The sequence below is a fragment of the Flavobacterium sp. DG1-102-2 genome, assembly GCF_033042555.1.
Taxonomy (GTDB): Bacteria; Bacteroidota; Bacteroidia; order Flavobacteriales; family Flavobacteriaceae; genus Flavobacterium.
Genome location: NZ_JAWLIK010000009.1, coordinates 49,947 through 65,578, shown reverse-complemented (window position 1 = coordinate 65,578; position 15,632 = coordinate 49,947). Strand labels below are relative to the sequence as shown.

General features: G+C 40.5%; 15 protein-coding genes. 10 read left to right on the top strand and 5 right to left on the bottom strand.

Features of this window, described 5'->3' with window-relative positions; translation table 11 throughout:
* Positions 1-53 precede the first annotated feature (53 nt).
* Entirely contained in the window at positions 54-1,355 is a 1,302-nt protein-coding gene (gene tyrS, locus R1T16_RS13315; protein ID WP_317501606.1) for a tyrosine--tRNA ligase, read from the top strand.
* Between the two features lie 198 nt (positions 1,356-1,553).
* Here tyrS and R1T16_RS13310 read toward each other — a convergent pair whose 3' ends face one another.
* From R1T16_RS13310 to R1T16_RS13295, 4 genes are all read right to left on the bottom strand, one after another.
* Positions 1,554-2,534: an acyl transferase gene (locus R1T16_RS13310; protein WP_317501605.1), complete on the bottom strand. Its 981-nt coding sequence runs from the start codon at positions 2,532-2,534 to the stop codon at positions 1,554-1,556.
* A 78-nt stretch (positions 2,535-2,612) separates the two neighbouring features.
* Positions 2,613-2,945, bottom strand: coding sequence for a T9SS type A sorting domain-containing protein (locus tag R1T16_RS13305; protein WP_317501604.1), 333 nt, complete (start codon positions 2,943-2,945; stop codon positions 2,613-2,615).
* Between the two features lie 215 nt (positions 2,946-3,160).
* Positions 3,161-4,297, bottom strand: coding sequence for a hypothetical protein (locus R1T16_RS13300; RefSeq protein ID WP_317501603.1), 1,137 nt, complete (start codon positions 4,295-4,297; stop codon positions 3,161-3,163).
* Positions 4,298-4,499: 202 nt separating this feature from the next.
* Positions 4,500-7,256 (bottom strand): TonB-dependent receptor, encoded by a 2,757-nt coding sequence (locus tag R1T16_RS13295; protein ID WP_317501602.1) that lies wholly within the window; start codon positions 7,254-7,256, stop codon positions 4,500-4,502.
* 182 nt (positions 7,257-7,438) lie between these two features.
* Here R1T16_RS13295 and R1T16_RS13290 point away from each other — a divergent pair, with 182 nt between their 5' ends.
* Together R1T16_RS13290 and R1T16_RS13285 are read left to right on the top strand one after the other, a co-directional pair.
* Positions 7,439-8,122 (top strand): response regulator transcription factor, encoded by a 684-nt coding sequence (locus R1T16_RS13290; protein WP_317501601.1) that lies wholly within the window; start codon positions 7,439-7,441, stop codon positions 8,120-8,122.
* The gene (locus tag R1T16_RS13285) at positions 8,122-9,165 is read left to right on the top strand and encodes a sensor histidine kinase (RefSeq protein WP_317501600.1); all 1,044 of its coding nucleotides are present in this window, start codon (positions 8,122-8,124) and stop codon (positions 9,163-9,165) included. The genes R1T16_RS13290 and R1T16_RS13285 overlap by 1 nt, the downstream gene beginning before the upstream one ends.
* Here R1T16_RS13285 and R1T16_RS13280 read toward each other — a convergent pair.
* The gene (locus R1T16_RS13280; RefSeq protein ID WP_317501599.1) at positions 9,139-10,200 is read right to left on the bottom strand and encodes a glycosyltransferase; all 1,062 of its coding nucleotides are present in this window, start codon (positions 10,198-10,200) and stop codon (positions 9,139-9,141) included. The genes R1T16_RS13285 and R1T16_RS13280 overlap by 27 nt on opposite strands.
* Positions 10,201-10,296: 96 nt before the next feature.
* Between R1T16_RS13280 and trmB the strand changes: the two genes are divergently transcribed.
* The 7 genes from trmB to R1T16_RS13245 all read left to right on the top strand — a co-directional run bounded on the left by trmB (position 10,297) and on the right by R1T16_RS13245 (position 15,632).
* Positions 10,297-10,968 (top strand): tRNA (guanosine(46)-N7)-methyltransferase TrmB, encoded by a 672-nt coding sequence (trmB, locus tag R1T16_RS13275; protein ID WP_317501598.1) that lies wholly within the window; start codon positions 10,297-10,299, stop codon positions 10,966-10,968.
* Between the two features lie 3 nt (positions 10,969-10,971).
* Positions 10,972-11,607 (top strand): LysE family transporter, encoded by a 636-nt coding sequence (locus tag R1T16_RS13270; protein WP_317501597.1) that lies wholly within the window; start codon positions 10,972-10,974, stop codon positions 11,605-11,607.
* Between the two features lie 9 nt (positions 11,608-11,616).
* On the top strand, positions 11,617-11,949 hold the full coding sequence (locus tag R1T16_RS13265; protein ID WP_317501596.1) for an MGMT family protein: 333 nt from the start codon (positions 11,617-11,619) through the stop codon (positions 11,947-11,949).
* 79 nt (positions 11,950-12,028) lie between these two features.
* The gene (locus R1T16_RS13260; RefSeq protein WP_317501595.1) at positions 12,029-12,769 is read left to right on the top strand and encodes a hypothetical protein; all 741 of its coding nucleotides are present in this window, start codon (positions 12,029-12,031) and stop codon (positions 12,767-12,769) included.
* Between the two features lie 330 nt (positions 12,770-13,099).
* A complete protein-coding gene (locus tag R1T16_RS13255) occupies positions 13,100-14,230 on the top strand; it encodes an Mrp/NBP35 family ATP-binding protein (protein WP_317501594.1) in 1,131 nt (376 codons plus the stop codon).
* Positions 14,231-14,233: 3 nt separating this feature from the next.
* On the top strand, positions 14,234-14,473 hold the full coding sequence (locus R1T16_RS13250) for a NifU family protein (RefSeq protein WP_114756262.1): 240 nt from the start codon (positions 14,234-14,236) through the stop codon (positions 14,471-14,473).
* A 106-nt stretch (positions 14,474-14,579) separates the two neighbouring features.
* The gene (locus tag R1T16_RS13245) at positions 14,580-15,632 is read left to right on the top strand and encodes an NAD(P)/FAD-dependent oxidoreductase (protein WP_317501593.1); all 1,053 of its coding nucleotides are present in this window, start codon (positions 14,580-14,582) and stop codon (positions 15,630-15,632) included.

Sequence of the window (15,632 nt, the reverse complement as noted above, 5' to 3'; positions counted from 1 at the left end):
TAATCAAAAATGTTAGCCAGCTTTGTATTTTTGCATCACATTAAAACATACTCATGAAAAATTTTGTAGAAGAACTAAGATGGAGGGGCATGGTGCACGATATTATGCCGGGAACCGAAGAGCAACTGAATAAAGAGATGACTGCTGCCTATATAGGCTTTGATCCAACTTCAGATTCATTGCACATTGGCAGCCTTGTGCCTATCATCATATTGGTTCACCTGCAAAAAAGCGGCCACAAGCCTTTTGCCCTTGTAGGAGGTGCGACTGGAATGATCGGTGACCCCTCAGGAAAGTCAGACGAGCGTAACCTGCTTGACGAAGCTGCACTGGAAAAAAATGTTGAAGGTATTAAACGCGTGCTTTCGCGTTTTCTTGATTTTAATGATACATCGGCTAATGCGCCCGTACTCGTGAATAACTACGACTGGATGAAAGAGTTTTCATTTATAGGCTTTGTGCGCGATGTAGGTAAGCGTATTACCGTAAACTATATGATGGCTAAAGATTCGGTTAAAAAGCGCCTTACGGGTGAAGCAGGAAGTGGTATGTCGTTTACTGAGTTTACCTACCAGCTTATCCAGGGCTACGATTTTTACCACCTGCATAAAGAATACAACTGTTTGCTTCAGCTTGGAGGCAGCGACCAGTGGGGTAATATTACAACAGGTACAGAGCTTGTAAGGAGAATGAACGACGAAGGTGCCAAGGCTTATGCCATGACCTGCCCGCTTATAACTAAAGCAGATGGTTCTAAATTCGGAAAATCGGAAGGTGGAAATGTATGGCTGGATGCCGATAAGACATCGGTATATAAATTCTACCAATTCTGGCTGAATACTACCGATGCGGATGCTGAGAAGTATATCAAAATATTTACATTCCTTCCAAAGGAAGAAGTTGAGGCTATAATAGCAGAGCACGTTCAGGCACCGCATTTGAGGGTGCTTCAAAAAAGGCTTGCAGCAGAAGTTACTACTTTTGTTCACGGTGCTGAAAGCCTTGAAGATGCAGTTAAAAAATCAGAATTTGTGTTTTCTAATTACACACGTGAAGATTTACAGGGGCTTGACGAAGAATTTTTTACTGATATTTTTGGGGAATTCTTTGTAAAAGCAATAAGCCTGGGAGATCTTTCTGTAGAAACTGATATAATTAATATATTGGCTGACCAAACCGGAATTTTTCCTTCACGTGGCGAAGCAAGAAAGGCTTTGGCGGCAAATGCTGTAGCGATTAATAAAGTAAAAATTACCGACGCTTTTCAGCTAACATCGAGCGATGCGCTTTTAGGTAAATTTATACTTGTGTCATTCGGTAAGAAAAAGAATTTTGTAATTCCGGTTGAAGAATAATCAATCAGTGGATAATAACATAAAGGAGCTTTAGGGCTCCTTTTTTTGTGCCATATATCATCCTTACGAAGGAAGGATTTGATGTTGCGATCAGAGATTCTTCACTTCACTGTACTCCGTTCAGAATGGCAAAACATATGTCTAACTGGCAGCATCTCGCTCGTGTCCAAATAACTTAAAAATACTAAATGCTGCAACCTAATACACCATCAGGTTACAGCCTCTTATGTCAGAATTATCAAAACGTCCCAGTACTTCAAACGACTGGTTTGGATACTTTTTACCAAGGTCCTGTGTGGCGATAAACGAGCACGAATTGTAATTGGCAAGGTCAATAACGTTTATGCCGCCTGTTTTGCCATAATCAATGTAGCTTAACGCATCTTCGGTATCGCGGATAAGAATGTCCATCCACCTTGGGCAGTCAAAAATGCCATCGCCCAGCGAATAGGCCTGCGAGAGCAGTTCTGTCATGCCATATTCCGAATGGATCTTGTTTACGCCAAAACCTTTACAAAGCTCATCGTGAAGCTCCTCGCGTATCATTTCTTTGCGGCGGCCTTTCATGCCCCCGGTTTCCATGATAATGGTATTTTTTAAATTGAAGTTTCGTTTTTCTATAAGGTCAAGCAGGGCATAAGTAACGCCTATAAGCAGCACATTTTGTCCGGACTCGTCAAGTTTTACCAGTTTGTCTATAAGTTCGTCGTAATTGTTCAGGTAAAAGCCGCTTTCAGGATTGTTAGACCCTTCAATAAGGTCTTCTACCATATAAATAAGAGACGATCCTTCTCGCTCCAGGTAGGATGGAAGCAATGCCAGTACAGCATAGTCTTCTATATTGCCGTAAAATTGCGAAAATGCCTGGCGAAAGCTCTGTTCGTAATAGTAAAGGTCAGTTATAAGGTGGCGGCTGGTTACCATGCCGGTTGTCCCGCTGCTGGTAAAGGTTTCCTGTATCGCGTCTTTAGAACTTATCACGTCGTGGCTCTTAAAGAACTGTATGGGCAGAAACGGAATTTCTATAACCGACTTTACATTTTGCTTGTCCTTTTTAAGAAAGCTGCAAAAATCGCGGTATACCGTATTATTATCGTATTGATGGCGAAAAACCTTAAGGGTTATCTTTTGAAATTCTTTTTTTGAGGCTATGGTAAATATGTCTTGTGCGGTAACCAAGGGAAAATGTTTTTTGTAAAAATACAAAATAAAAAAGCACCGCGACTGCGGTGCTTAAAAGATAATATTGCTTTGAGATTACTCTACAACCAGCTTGCGCGTTGCAGAAGCGTCTCCTTCTTTAATTTTAATGATGTATACCCCACGGTTAAGGTTAGTTATAGATAACTCTTTTCCGTTAAGCGTAGCCTGCATAATCCTTTTTCCAAGCATGTCAAAAATCTCTACATCCTTGCTCATGGCAGGTTTTGCAGTTGTAATATAAATCCTGTCCTTAGCAGGGTTAGGATAAATACTTAACCCTTCTATAGGTTCTTTACCCGCAGCATAAGCTTTGTTTTCCTGGGCTGAAACGCCAAGTGAAAACAGGCAGGTAAGAAGTAAAGCGATATAAAAGTATTTTTTTGCCATATAGTAAAATGATTATGTAAATGTATAAAATATATTTCAAATACTGTACCAAAAAACTATTAATGTTAATTTTTTATTTTTCAGGGTTTTAAAGTAGGTAAACCGCCCATTTTTCAACGAAAAATTAGCCGATATTGCCAAAATAGAAAACATCCGCCAATTGGCGGATGTTTTACGTATTTCGAATGAAATTATTTTATGAGAAATGCTATTTATTATAGACCTGTCCATGCAGCCCATGATGGCATTGAAGCTCCGTTACCTGCACCTGTAGCGCTTGTAACAATTGTAAGAGCACCAGCTGAACCTTCAAAAGTATTAGTGTTAGCAGTTACATTAGTAACCTGAACACCTGATACAGGGTTAGCAAGGAACCATGTTTGAGAATCTGTACCGTCAAATTTGATAGCAGCACTTCCTGTTCCTGTAAAATCCTGGATAAATACGTTAGATATTTTACCATGAGTACCTCTTCTTAGCATGATACCAGCTTCACTTGTTACAGCGGTATTTTTACGGCCTACAAGAGTGATGTTAGAAAGAACAGGGTTAGATATTGGGGCTAATAATGGGTTTGCTGTATTGTTGTCAGCTTCAATACCACGGCTATCAGCAGAGAAAGCTAAAGCACCAGCCTGGTTAGCATACATGTTAGATACAGTACCGTTCCATCCTTCAGTCCAGTCAAAAGAGTCATCCTGGTTTCCTACAGAAAGTAGGTTAGTTCCGTTTACAGATCCACCAAACCACTCAAATCCGTCATCAGATCCCTGGAAAGTAAGGATGTTGTCAACTTTAGTTCCAGAACCTACTGCGTAGAAAGTAACACCGTTAAATTCAGCATCCGGGTTGATAAGAGCTCCAGCATATTCTATACGCAGGTAAGAGTAAACACCTGAGTTATCAGCAGCGTTAGTGCCACCATAAGTTAAACCTGTAACTTCAGCTTGTACGTTTGTACCAAGGTTAGTGACAGCTTTACCACAAATTACGATTCCACCCCAGTCACCAGGAGCTGGTGTAGCACTGTTAGATGTAAAAACGATTGGTTTAGCAGCAGTTCCCTGAGCGTTGATTTTTCCACCTTGTCTTACAGCAAGTACAGCAACCTGAGTACCTTCAGCGTTACCTTCAAGTCTTGTTCCGGCAGGTATAGTTAGTGTTACACCGTCTGCAATATATACAGGACCATCGATAGTGTAAACAGTGTTAGCGTCTAATGACATGTCAGCAGTAATGTTTCCTGTAAGAACCGCTTCTTTTGTACCACCACCTGTGTTGTTAGAATCATCATCACCACAGCTTGTAAAGATTGCAGCCACAATTGCAAGGCTTAGAACTAATTTTTTCATTGTCTTAAATAATTAATGTTGTTTAATTTTTGTATTGCAAAGATGGGTCAGCAGGCTCTTTTAGCAGTTAAGCCGATGTTATATAATCTTTACTGTAACATATACTTTCGGTTAATTTAATGTTATGAATGTTAACTCAATACCGCATAAAAAGAAAGGGCAGCTGTATAGCTGCCCTTTCGGTATATTGCTGTGTCTATGACTAGAAGATGTTGTATTTTATGCCAAGGCTAAAATCAGATCCTGCTTTGTAGTCGTAAGAAGTAAGGTCGCCGCTTTGGTTTTCCTGTACCCTTCTTATCCTGCTGTTAAGAATGTTCTCAACAGTAAAGCCTATGCTCCATTTGTCGTTTATCGTAGTGTTAGATACAAAGTTTAGCATAACGATACCTTTTTCTACAATGTTTCCTCTTCCAAAAGAACCAAGAGAATAGATCCTGTCGTGGAAGTAGTTACCTACAACAGATACTGTTGGTTTTACAGTTCCTGTTTCTATGCGGTACGTAAGGTCGGCATTAAGAAGTAGTGGAGATGCTCCCTGAAGCGCATCGCTTTTGTCGTTAAAATTAACACTTAACGTGTTGTTGCTTTCTCTGGCTACTTTATCTGTGTCAAGTTCCTGTTTAGAGTACATAACTGTACCATTAAGGCCTGCACTAAGTGTTTGTTTTGTTACATCGTCTATCTGCCAGATGTTTTTCTTGATCTCAAACTCAAAACCTGCAACGTATGCATATTTACCTGCATTTACAAATGTATTGTCGTTAAGTACAGAGTTTAGCAATACCTGGCTTATTGGGTTGTTGATGTATTTACCAAAAACACCTACCGATATTACTTCGTCTCCTTTAGGGAATACTTCCCATTTAATATCAAGGTTATAGTTGTCAGACGGTTTAAGGAACGCGTTACCTACAGAGTTTTCTCCTACACCTTCGTAACGGAATGGTGCTTTTTCTTTAAACTGCGGCAGTGTGTATGTTTTACTTGCAGCTGCACGAAGGTTAGATTTTTCGCTAACGCTGTATTTTAATGTGGCAGCAGGTAAGATATACGTCTTGTCAATTTTTGCATTTTCAAAATTTACGTTAGGAAGCTGAATGTTTGTATCCCATTCCAGTTCCTGTAATACTTTTTCTGCCCTAAGGCCTAATGTATACGTGAACTTGTCTGATGTTGAATGTTCAAAGTTTACTAAACCTGAGTGTATGCTTAGGTCACCATTGTATGTAAATGGTTTAAGGCTTTGTAGTCTTGATGTGTTGATGTAAAAAGTACCCGGTACATTTTGAGTCAGCGACTGGTTGTCTGCATTAAGGAAAGTATCAAGGTCATATCTGTTTACAGGTATGTTCTCTGCCTGGGCTACCCTGAAGTTAAACTGTGTAGCTTCAAAATCTCTTGATTTGATTCTTCCGTTATAGCCAAAGCTTAATTTACCTTTGTAAAGATCATCTTCACCTTTAAGTATTTTTAGCGTAGCCACTGCTTTAGCAGCATATTCTGTCTCGTCTATGTACTGAAAGTAACGGTTGTTTGTAGTAGGCGCAGCAGTATTAAAAGTATAAAGGCCATCTTCTCTGCGTACAAGGTTGTTAGTAATCCTGTCCGGAAGGTCTGCATTTACAGTACTGTAGGTTAAACCCCAGTCAAGGTCAAGCCTTTCGTTAGCGTTGTGCTTGCCTAATATCTGGTTAACAAAAAGTTTGTTCTGTTCAGTAAGCGTCTGCCTGTTGAATTCGTAACGGTTATCTCCCTGACCTATAAAAGTATCATATTCGTTAACCGAGCTTTTAGATGCATTTACAAAAACGCTGTTTGCTTTAATGGTATTCCTGTTGTTTATCTTATAAGCAACATTTGCCATTAATGTAGTTTTTGTAGAAAACTCATATTTGTTTACGTTGTAGTAGTCTGTCACTACTTCGTCGTTAGACGCTATGTTTCTTTGAGAACCTGTTTTGTAAGTGTACCCATTGCCATAGTTAGCGGTTCCAAAAACGCTTAAGCGTCCTTCCTCTCCTATATCAAAGTTTTTTCCGCCTGTAATCCCAACGCTTCCGTTTACCGGGTTAGACTCAGTTACCGGGCTCCACTTTGTACCAAACTGGTACTCTCTAATAGATGTTGGAGCGTTTACTTTGTAAAAACCAGACTTGTTAGCGCCGTCTGCCATTCTGAAGGTAGAACCAAATGCTTTGTTATTAAGCCCGCTTCCTACTTCAACCTGAAGTTTTCCGTCTCCTGTATGTTCTTTAGATAAGATATCTACGTTAGCACCACCCATATCTCCGTATAATGATACGTCGTATGTTTTACTGATGCCTACGGATTGTATGATGTCTGTAGAGAAAAGGTCAAGCGCGATGTTTTTATTTTCCGGCTCGTTACTTGGTAACGGCATGCCGTTAAGCATAGTGCTGTTGTAACGATCACCAAGGCCGCGTACAAAAATTCCACTATTGCCTTCGGTTTTAGAAATACCTGTTACTTTAGTTACCGCTGCTGCTGCATCGCTTACACCTTTACGGGTAAGCTCCTGCGCACCGATGTTCTGTTTTATAACGGTAGCATTTTTTTGTTCCATTAAAAGAGCAGTCTCTTTCTCGCGGCTTACCGTTTTCTCTATCACTACATCCTGAAGCTGTACGCTCGTAGATGCAAGTGCCTGGTTAATTGTTTTCTTTTCACCTGCAGCGATACTTACCGGTATCTCTTTGCTTTCATATCCTAAGAAGCCTATTACAAGTGTAAAGCTTCCCGGGTTCACGTCAAGGGAGTATTTCCCGTTCTCGTCGGCAGTTGTGCCGGTGGCTGTTCCTTTTACCGCAATGCTTGCAAAAGGCAGCGTTTCATTATTCATGTCTTTGTCGGTAATTGTACCAGAGATTGTACCTTTGTTTTGGCTAAAGCCTAATGCGAAGATAAACAGTGCAATTAATGATAATTTGAGTTTCATTTCGTGTGTTATAATTTTGGTGCAAAGTAACTTCCGGTATCTCAATCCAATGTTACATAATAGTTATGTCTGGATTTAGTATTTATTATTAAATTGTTAAGGCATTAAATAATTGTTAACACGTTTGTTCGTTTTGTATTATCTTTACCTTTGACCCCGAAAAACATACATGAATTGCCATTATGAAAAAAAAAGAGATCAAGATCTTATTGGTTGACGATGAGCAGGATATCCTGGAAATTGTGGGGTATAACCTAACTCAGGAAGGGTATCAGGTCGTAACGGCTGTAAACGGCAGGGAGGCAGTGGCCAAGGCTAAAAAAGAGCTTCCGCATCTTATAATAATAGATGTAATGATGCCTGAAATGGACGGTATGGAAGCGGTAGAGAACATCAGGAAAATACCTGAGCTTAGCAACGTTATCATTACTTTCCTTACAGCACGCAGCGAAGATTATTCTCAGGTTGCAGGCTTTGATGCCGGTGCCGATGATTATATTGCAAAACCTATCAAGCCGAAATTGCTTGTAAGCAAAGTAAAAGCACTGCTTAGAAGGCTTAAGGATGATGAGGCTAAAGAAGATGTACTTCGTGTAGGTACTATCGAGATTAACCGTGAAGAGTACAAGATCGTTATGGAAGACAAAGAGATCGTTCTTCCAAGAAAAGAATTTGAACTGTTCTATCTTTTAGCGTCTAAACCGGGTAAAGTATTCAAGAGAGAAGAAATTCTTGACAAGGTTTGGGGTAACGAAGTAGTTGTGGGCGGCAGGACTATAGACGTGCACATAAGAAAGCTTCGCGAAAAAATAGGCGATGAATTGTTTAAAACTATAAAAGGAGTAGGCTATAAGCTTGAAATTTAGTGGCAGTAAACTTTAGAAAAACATACAGGTTTGCCGTAAAATCGGCACTCTATATCTCATTATTCTCAACCGCCTTCATGGCGGTTATGTTGTATTATTTCCTTACACTCAACTGGAATTTTGTAATAATGTTCTCTATAGCATTATTCATATTTTCGTTCTTTGTACTTCAGTACAGGGTAGAGCGTTTTATTTACCGCAGGGTAAAAAAAATATACGACGACGTTTCGCTGCTGGAATCCAGCAGCTTCAGGAACAAAGCCATCACTACAGATATGGCCACCCTTACCCGCGAGGTAGAAAAATTTGCCCGCGATAAAAAGATTGAGATCGAAACCCTTAAGATTCGCGAAGAGTACCGCCGGGAGTTTTTAGGTAATGTATCGCATGAACTTAAAACGCCTTTGTTTACCGTTCAGGGATACATACTTACACTTCTTGATGGCGCCATGAACGATAAGGAACTCCGCAAGAAGTACCTTCAGCGTGCTGAAAAAGGTGTGGAAAGGCTTATTTATATCGTGCAGGATCTTGACATGATCACTAAGATGGAAGTAGGTGACCTGAATCTTAATTTTACCAAATTCAATATCATTGATGTAGTGCAAAATGTATTTGACCTGCTTGAGATGAAAGCCGATAAAAAAGGCATCATGCTTATGTTTGACATGAAGTACATAAGGCCCGTTATGGTGTATGGCGATCAGGAAAAAGTACAGCAGGTGGTTACTAATCTTGTTGTGAACTCTATTAAATACGGTAAAGAGAACGGAACTACCGAAGTGGGCATTGAAGACCTTGTAAACAATAAGATCATTGTTCGTGTAAAAGACAATGGCGAGGGTATAGAGAAAAAGAATATCCCGCGTTTGTTTGAGCGGTTCTTCCGTGTTGATAAAAGTGGTGCCCGAACCGAGGGTGGTTCAGGCCTTGGGCTTGCTATCGTAAAACACATTATTGAGGCGCACGACGAAAAAATGTATGTGGAAAGTAAATTCGGCGTAGGTTCAGAGTTTTCATTTACGCTCGAAAAGACAAAATAGGTCTTTCCATTTCATATCTCCTGCAATGTTTTTGAGGCCTTTATACTGGTTTACTTTTTTAAGGTCGCTTATCTTAAAATCATTTTGTGTTGCATAAGGCACCAATCCTGATTTTTTTAGTTTCTTAGCCAGGTATTCCTGCTCATAACGGCCGGGAGTAGGTATAAAAAAAGCTTTTTTGCCCATTTGGGCTAAATCCATAATGGTACTGTAGCCTGATCGGCACAGTACCATTTCGCTTTCATTAAAGGCCTGTTCCAGTGCAGCGCTGTTCATAAAGTTATAATAGGTAATGTTACCATCGTGGGTAATGTGCTCTTCCTGTTCAATTATACCTCTTACAAACAATATCTTTCCTTTAAACTTAAGCAATTCGGGTTTTAGTTTTTCTTCCAGCTCTGTTCGCTGCGGTTCGGTGCCCGAAAGTATAACCATAAGGTCATATTTCTTTTCTACCGGCTTTTTGTACAGGCGGCTCAATGGCCCTATATATTTAAGCGGAAGAAAACTCTCATAGGCATGGCCCAGCTTGCCCGATAGGTTAGGGGCATGCTCGATATCCGGAACCCAGCACTCATTGTACTTTTTTATAAAACGCTGGTGCAGCGGGGTAGTTATAAAAGTAGTTGTGCCTGTAAGCACATTAAGCTGGTGCGTGATAAAAGCGCAGGGTATAGACTTAGACCTCGCGCCAAGCCTGTTGTCAGATATTATGCCTGCAATGTTATGGTCTTTTATAATTTGGCGTACGGCTCTTTTTTCTTCGCGCACGGCTTTAAGCATTCGCGGCAGCAGCCTGAATATTTTCAGTTTAAAGAACATTCCTTTTTTGGTGTATTCTATATGATAGGCCGGAAGCTCAAGTGCAGTAAGGTGCGGAAACTCTTTTTTAAGGAATGCCAGGGCGCTGCCGTCTGATGCGATAATGGGTTCGTATCCGTGGTTTTCAAGAGCGTCAATAACAGGGATGCATCGGGTGGCGTGGCCAAGCCCCCAGTTGAGCGGGGCAACAAGTATTCTTTTAGGGTGCGACAAAGTGGTTGGTTTTTAATAACTATTTAATAAGTGCAATCTAAAATTATTTCCATTGTCGTATATTTCCCTAATTTTACCAAAAATTTAAATTAAGACGTGGGAAGCAAGAACAAACTGAAGAGGTTTAGGGAAAACGAAACATTTGACAACGTAATGCAGCCAACCAGAGAAGAGGCTGTGTCGGGCAATTTTGCGCTAAAAGGCAAATGGAATGAATTTTTTAAGAATGATAACCCAATAGTGCTGGAGCTTGGCTGTGGTAAGGGAGAGTATTCGGTGGGGCTCGCAGAGCGCTATCCCGATTCTAATTTTATTGGTATAGATATTAAAGGGGCGCGTTTTTGGCGTGGTGCCAAAACAGCTGTAGAAGGCGGTCTTAACAATGTTGCCTTTATACGTACGCAGATTGAGCTTATAGAGCATTTTTTTGCCGAAGGCGAAGTGTCTGAAATATGGATAACCTTTCCTGATCCGCAGATAAAATACAAACGTACAAAGCACAGGCTTACCAATTCTGAATTCCTTCAGCGTTATAAGAAGATACTTAAGGCAGAAGGTTTTATGAACCTTAAGACCGATAGCGAATTTATGCATGGCTACACATTAGGCCTTCTGCATGGCGAAGGGCACGAGGTAGTTTATGCTAACCATAATGTGTACCATAACGAGGGTGCTCCTGAGGTTGTTACGGCTATTCAGACGTTTTATGAGCAGCAATACCTTGAACAAAATAAGGCTATTACCTACATAAGGTTTAAAATAAAATAATATATGGATATCGTCCTTCCCCTGCTTTTAGGTATTGTTATTTCGGCTGCCGGCATTATGCTGCCGGGGCTTATAAATATGACCGCAGCAAAAATTGCTATAAAAGAGGGCAGGAGAAGGGCAATTGTTTTTGCCTTAGGCGCTACAACAATAGTGTTTTTTCAGACCTATGTTGCGGTGTCGTTTGCAAAATTCATCAACAGCAGGCCTGATATCATCAGCATACTTGAAGAAACCGGGCTTGTAATTTTTTCGGCACTAACCATCTTTTTTCTTTTTATAGCCAAAAAGAAAAAGCCAAAAGCCGAAAAAGAACTTATAAAGCAAAAGAGCTTTACGGGTAATTATTTTTTAGGAGCGCTGCTTTCGGCGCTTAACTTTTTTCCCATTCCCTATTATGTATTTGTAAGTGTTTCGTTGTCGTCTAACGGCTACTTTCATTTTACGCCGCTATTTGTATTCTTTTTTGTAATGGGAGTAGTAATAGGATCATTTTCGGTGTTCTACCTGTACATTGTCTTCTTTAAAAAGATTGAGAATAAAACCGATTTCTTTATGCAGAACATCAACTACCTTTTAGGTTCTGTAACAGGGCTTATCTCTATCATCACACTTATCAAGATATTCCGCAACCATTAATATAGCACCATGCCTGACAAAGACAATTTTTTTGAAAGGGTATATGATGTAGTAAGGCTGATACCTGAAGGCAGGGTAACCAGCTACGGCGCTATTGCCAAATTTTTGGGTGCTGCGCGTTCGGCAAGAATGGTGGGGTGGGCAATGAATGCCTGTGGAGGCCGTGACGATGTTCCTGCACACCGGGTGGTAAACCGTGCAGGGCTCTTATCTGGCAAGCATCATTTTGAAGGCACTAACCTCATGCAGCAATTGCTGGAAAGCGAAGGTGTAAAAGTAAAAGAAAACAAGATCGTGAAATTTGAGAAATACTTCTGGGATCCTGCAAAGGAACTGGAGTAGGTTTAGGTTGTTGGATTATTCAATTGTAGTTTGAGGCTGTCTTGGTTATAAAACCTATTTAATTATAAATTAAAAGTTTATGAAAAATATACTCGCTTCTCTTTTATTCGGTTTGTTCCTTACTGGCTGTAAAAAAGATGTTCCCGCAGAACAGGATTCTATAGTTACTGATAGTATTGCAGGTACGGATGCAGAAGCTGAACCTGATCTGAAAGTTGAAGACAGTAATGCCGCAGAATTTGCAGGTGGTACTGTTACTGCATTATTAGACGGATTTAAAAAAAGCACACATAAGCCCGACACATTGCTAAAACCGCCCGCGGTAATTAATACCCAGAAGCAAAAGCTTGTTTTTAAAAACATCAATCCGTATGCCCAAAAAGGATATCATGACGAAGATGAGATGTTTTATACAAATCTTGGCTACAGTAAAAAGATAGACAAGCATTTGTTGTTTGTAGAATATTACGAGGGGGACAGTTATTTTTTGATAGACCACGCTACCGCTAAAACAGACACTATTAACGGTATGCCTAATTTTTCTCCTGATGCTGGTAAAATGATCAGCTATTACATAAGTCCCTACAATGAGCGCAAATATCTTTTAAGTGCCGAGGTTACAGTTTTTGATCTCGCAAAAAATGGAACTGTACGACTGCATAGTGACACGTATGACTATATACCCTGCGAGATAAGGTGGAAAGGAAATAATACGATTTTGATAAAAGCACTTGAGGGGGATGACTATGATAAAATGCAGTCTGATACCATCTCTAAAAACAATTACAATTATCTGTATAAAAAGATAATACTTAAGTGATTTGAATAAATAAGCAGACTTGGATAGGCTAATTGTTTCAGCATTTTCTAAAAGTGAAGCCAAGGCCTTAAACTTTGATGTTAAGCAAATTATTGAAGGAGGTATTAAAAAAAATCCCTGTCTGAGCGCAGCGGTGCCCGCGCGGCGATAGAAAGGTTCAAATACTTTAGCCGATTGAGATGATTTGCAGCCTAAGAAGTTGGAGCCTTGAATTTTTGGCTCTTTTGTTTCAAGACAAAACAGCATTAAAGCTTTACCATATAAACTTTTCATACTATCTTTGCAATTTGAAATCAGTCTTAATAAGAGGCTGTTAGACTAATATAAATCATGAAGTTAGATAGAAAAGAGATACTAAGCGCCCTTGAAACTATAACACTTGCCGGAGAAGGGCAAAATATGGTAGAAAGCGGTGCTGTTAAGAATGTGCTTACCTTTGGCGATGAAGTAGTTGTAGAACTTGTAATGAGTACACCTGCTATGCACATACGCAAAAGGGCAGAAGCCGATATTGTAAAAACGATACACGAAAAAGTATATGCTGATGCCAAGGTTAAAGTAAACGTAAAAGTTGAAACACCGGAGAAAGCAGAGATCAAAGGAAAAGCCATACCAGGTATAAGCAATGTTATTGCAGTATCATCGGGTAAGGGTGGTGTAGGTAAATCTACCGTTACGGCAAACCTTGCTGTTACCCTTGCAAAAATGGGCTTTAAAGTAGGCGTGCTTGATGCCGATATCTACGGGCCATCTATGCCTATAATGTTTGATGTAGAGCGCGAGCGCCCTATATCGGTACAGATAGATGGCAAGTCTAAGATGAAGCCTATTACCAGCTACGGTGTAGAGATACTTTCTATAGGTTTCTTTACAAGCCCGGAGCAGGCCGTAATATGGAGAGGGCCTATGGCGTCTAAAGCGCTTAACCAGATGATTTTTGATGCCGACTGGGGCGAGCTAGACTTTATGCTGCTTGACCTTCCGCCGGGAACAGGAGATATCCACCTTTCTATCATGCAGTCGCTGCCTATTACCGGTGCGGTTGTGGTAAGTACACCACAGGCTGTGGCACTTGCCGATGCTAAGAAGGGTGTGGCGATGTTCCAGCAGGAGACAATTAATGTTCCTGTGTTAGGAATCATTGAGAACATGGCTTACTTTACGCCTGAAGAACTTCCTGATAATAAATATTACATCTTTGGTAAAGAAGGTGCGCGTAACCTGGCCGAAGATCTTGATGTGCCATTCCTCGGAGAAATTCCGTTGGTACAGAGCATACGCGAAGCCGGAGATTATGGCCGCCCTGCTGCATTGCAGACAGGTACGCCGCTTGAAGCTGCCTTTGAGGAGCTTGCCCGTAACGTAGTGCAGGAAACAGTAAACAGAAATGAGAACCTTCCGGCTACAGAGGCAATTAAAATAACTACAATGGCCGGATGTTCGGCTGTTAAAAAGAATTAAATAATGACTACAGAAGAAATTACACTTAATGTGGAGAAGGCACTGGATGAGATTCGTCCGTTCCTGGAATCAGATGGAGGCAATATTACGCTTATCGGTATAGAAGATGATAAGCATGTAAAAGTGCGTCTTGAAGGTGCTTGTGTGGGCTGCAGCGTAAACCAGATGACGCTTAAAGCCGGTGTAGAGACCACCATTAAAAAATATGTGCCACAGATAGAAACTGTGGTAAATGTTGCCTAAATAGCTTCATGTCATACGGCTTTGTATAGAAGCTGATAATTATCATAAATATAAAGAACAGTTTTAAAGACCTTTGAGCCTTTAAAACTGTTATCCTATATAAACAATGATCACAACCGATATACTTATTATAGGCGCAGGCCCTACAGGCCTTTTTGCCGTTTTTGAAGCAGGACTGCTAAAATTAAAATGCCATATTATAGACGCGCTTCCGCAACCGGGGGGGCAGCTGTCTGAACTTTATCCTAAAAAGCCCATTTTTGATATCCCGGGATATCCGTCGGTACTTGCCGGCGACCTGGTAGATAATCTAATGGAACAGATAAAGCAGTTTGAGCCGGGTTTTACGCTTAACGAAAAAGCAGAAACCATTCAAAAGCTGGAAGACGGCACGTTTATAGTTACCACAAATAAAGGTACAGAGCACCATGCCAAAGCTATTGCCATAGCGGGAGGCCTTGGCAGCTTTGAACCGCGCAAGCCCCTTATTGAAGATATTGAATTCTATGAAGATAAAGGGGTAGAATATTTCGTTAAAGACCCTGAGCTTTTCCGCGATAAGCGTATTGTTATTGCAGGTGGAGGAGACTCAGCACTTGACTGGAGTGTTTTCCTTGCCGATGTTGCTTCTCACGTTACCCTTATTCACAGAAGGAATGAGTTTAGGGGAGCGTTAGACTCTGTAGAAAAAGTACAGGAACTTAAAAAAGCAGGTAAGATACATCTTGTAACACCTGCGGAAGTAACAGGAATTGTAGGTGCGGAGAAGGTGGAAGCTCTTGACGTAGAAATTGACGGCGCGCACCAGCGCATTGAAACTGATTATTTTATTCCGTTGTTTGGGCTTACACCAAAACTTGGCGCCATTGCTAACTGGGGGCTTGAAATAGAAAAGAATGCTATTAAAGTAAATAACGCACTGGATTACCAGACAAATATTGAAGGTATTTATGCAATTGGTGATATCAATATTTATCCCGGTAAATTAAAGCTTATCCTTTGCGGTTTCCACGAAGCCACATTAATGTGCCAGAGTGTTTTCAATAAACTGAATCCGGGTAAAAAATACGTACTTAAATACACAACTGTAAGTGGTGTAGATGGATTTGACGGCACACGTAAAGAAGCCGAAAAACAAGTCGTTAAATCAATAGATTAG

What these genes read in the sequence shown, in the direction of transcription:
- R1T16_RS13255 (WP_317501594.1), top strand. Translation starts at nt 13,100, where the DNA reads ATGAAGTTAGATAGAAAAGAGATACTAAGCGCCCTTGAAACTATAACA.
- tyrS (WP_317501606.1), top strand. Translation starts at nt 54, where the DNA reads ATGAAAAATTTTGTAGAAGAACTAAGATGGAGGGGCATGGTGCACGAT.
- R1T16_RS13305 (WP_317501604.1), bottom strand. Translation starts at nt 2,945, where the DNA reads ATGGCAAAAAAATACTTTTATATCGCTTTACTTCTTACCTGCCTGTTT.
- R1T16_RS13270 (WP_317501597.1), top strand. Translation starts at nt 10,972, where the DNA reads ATGGATATCGTCCTTCCCCTGCTTTTAGGTATTGTTATTTCGGCTGCC.
- R1T16_RS13265 (WP_317501596.1), top strand. Translation starts at nt 11,617, where the DNA reads ATGCCTGACAAAGACAATTTTTTTGAAAGGGTATATGATGTAGTAAGG.
- R1T16_RS13290 (WP_317501601.1), top strand. Translation starts at nt 7,439, where the DNA reads ATGAAAAAAAAAGAGATCAAGATCTTATTGGTTGACGATGAGCAGGAT.
- R1T16_RS13300 (WP_317501603.1), bottom strand. Translation starts at nt 4,297, where the DNA reads ATGAAAAAATTAGTTCTAAGCCTTGCAATTGTGGCTGCAATCTTTACA.
- R1T16_RS13260 (WP_317501595.1), top strand. Translation starts at nt 12,029, where the DNA reads ATGAAAAATATACTCGCTTCTCTTTTATTCGGTTTGTTCCTTACTGGC.
- R1T16_RS13245 (WP_317501593.1), top strand. Translation starts at nt 14,580, where the DNA reads ATGATCACAACCGATATACTTATTATAGGCGCAGGCCCTACAGGCCTT.
- R1T16_RS13295 (WP_317501602.1), bottom strand. Translation starts at nt 7,256, where the DNA reads ATGAAACTCAAATTATCATTAATTGCACTGTTTATCTTCGCATTAGGC.
- R1T16_RS13250 (WP_114756262.1), top strand. Translation starts at nt 14,234, where the DNA reads ATGACTACAGAAGAAATTACACTTAATGTGGAGAAGGCACTGGATGAG.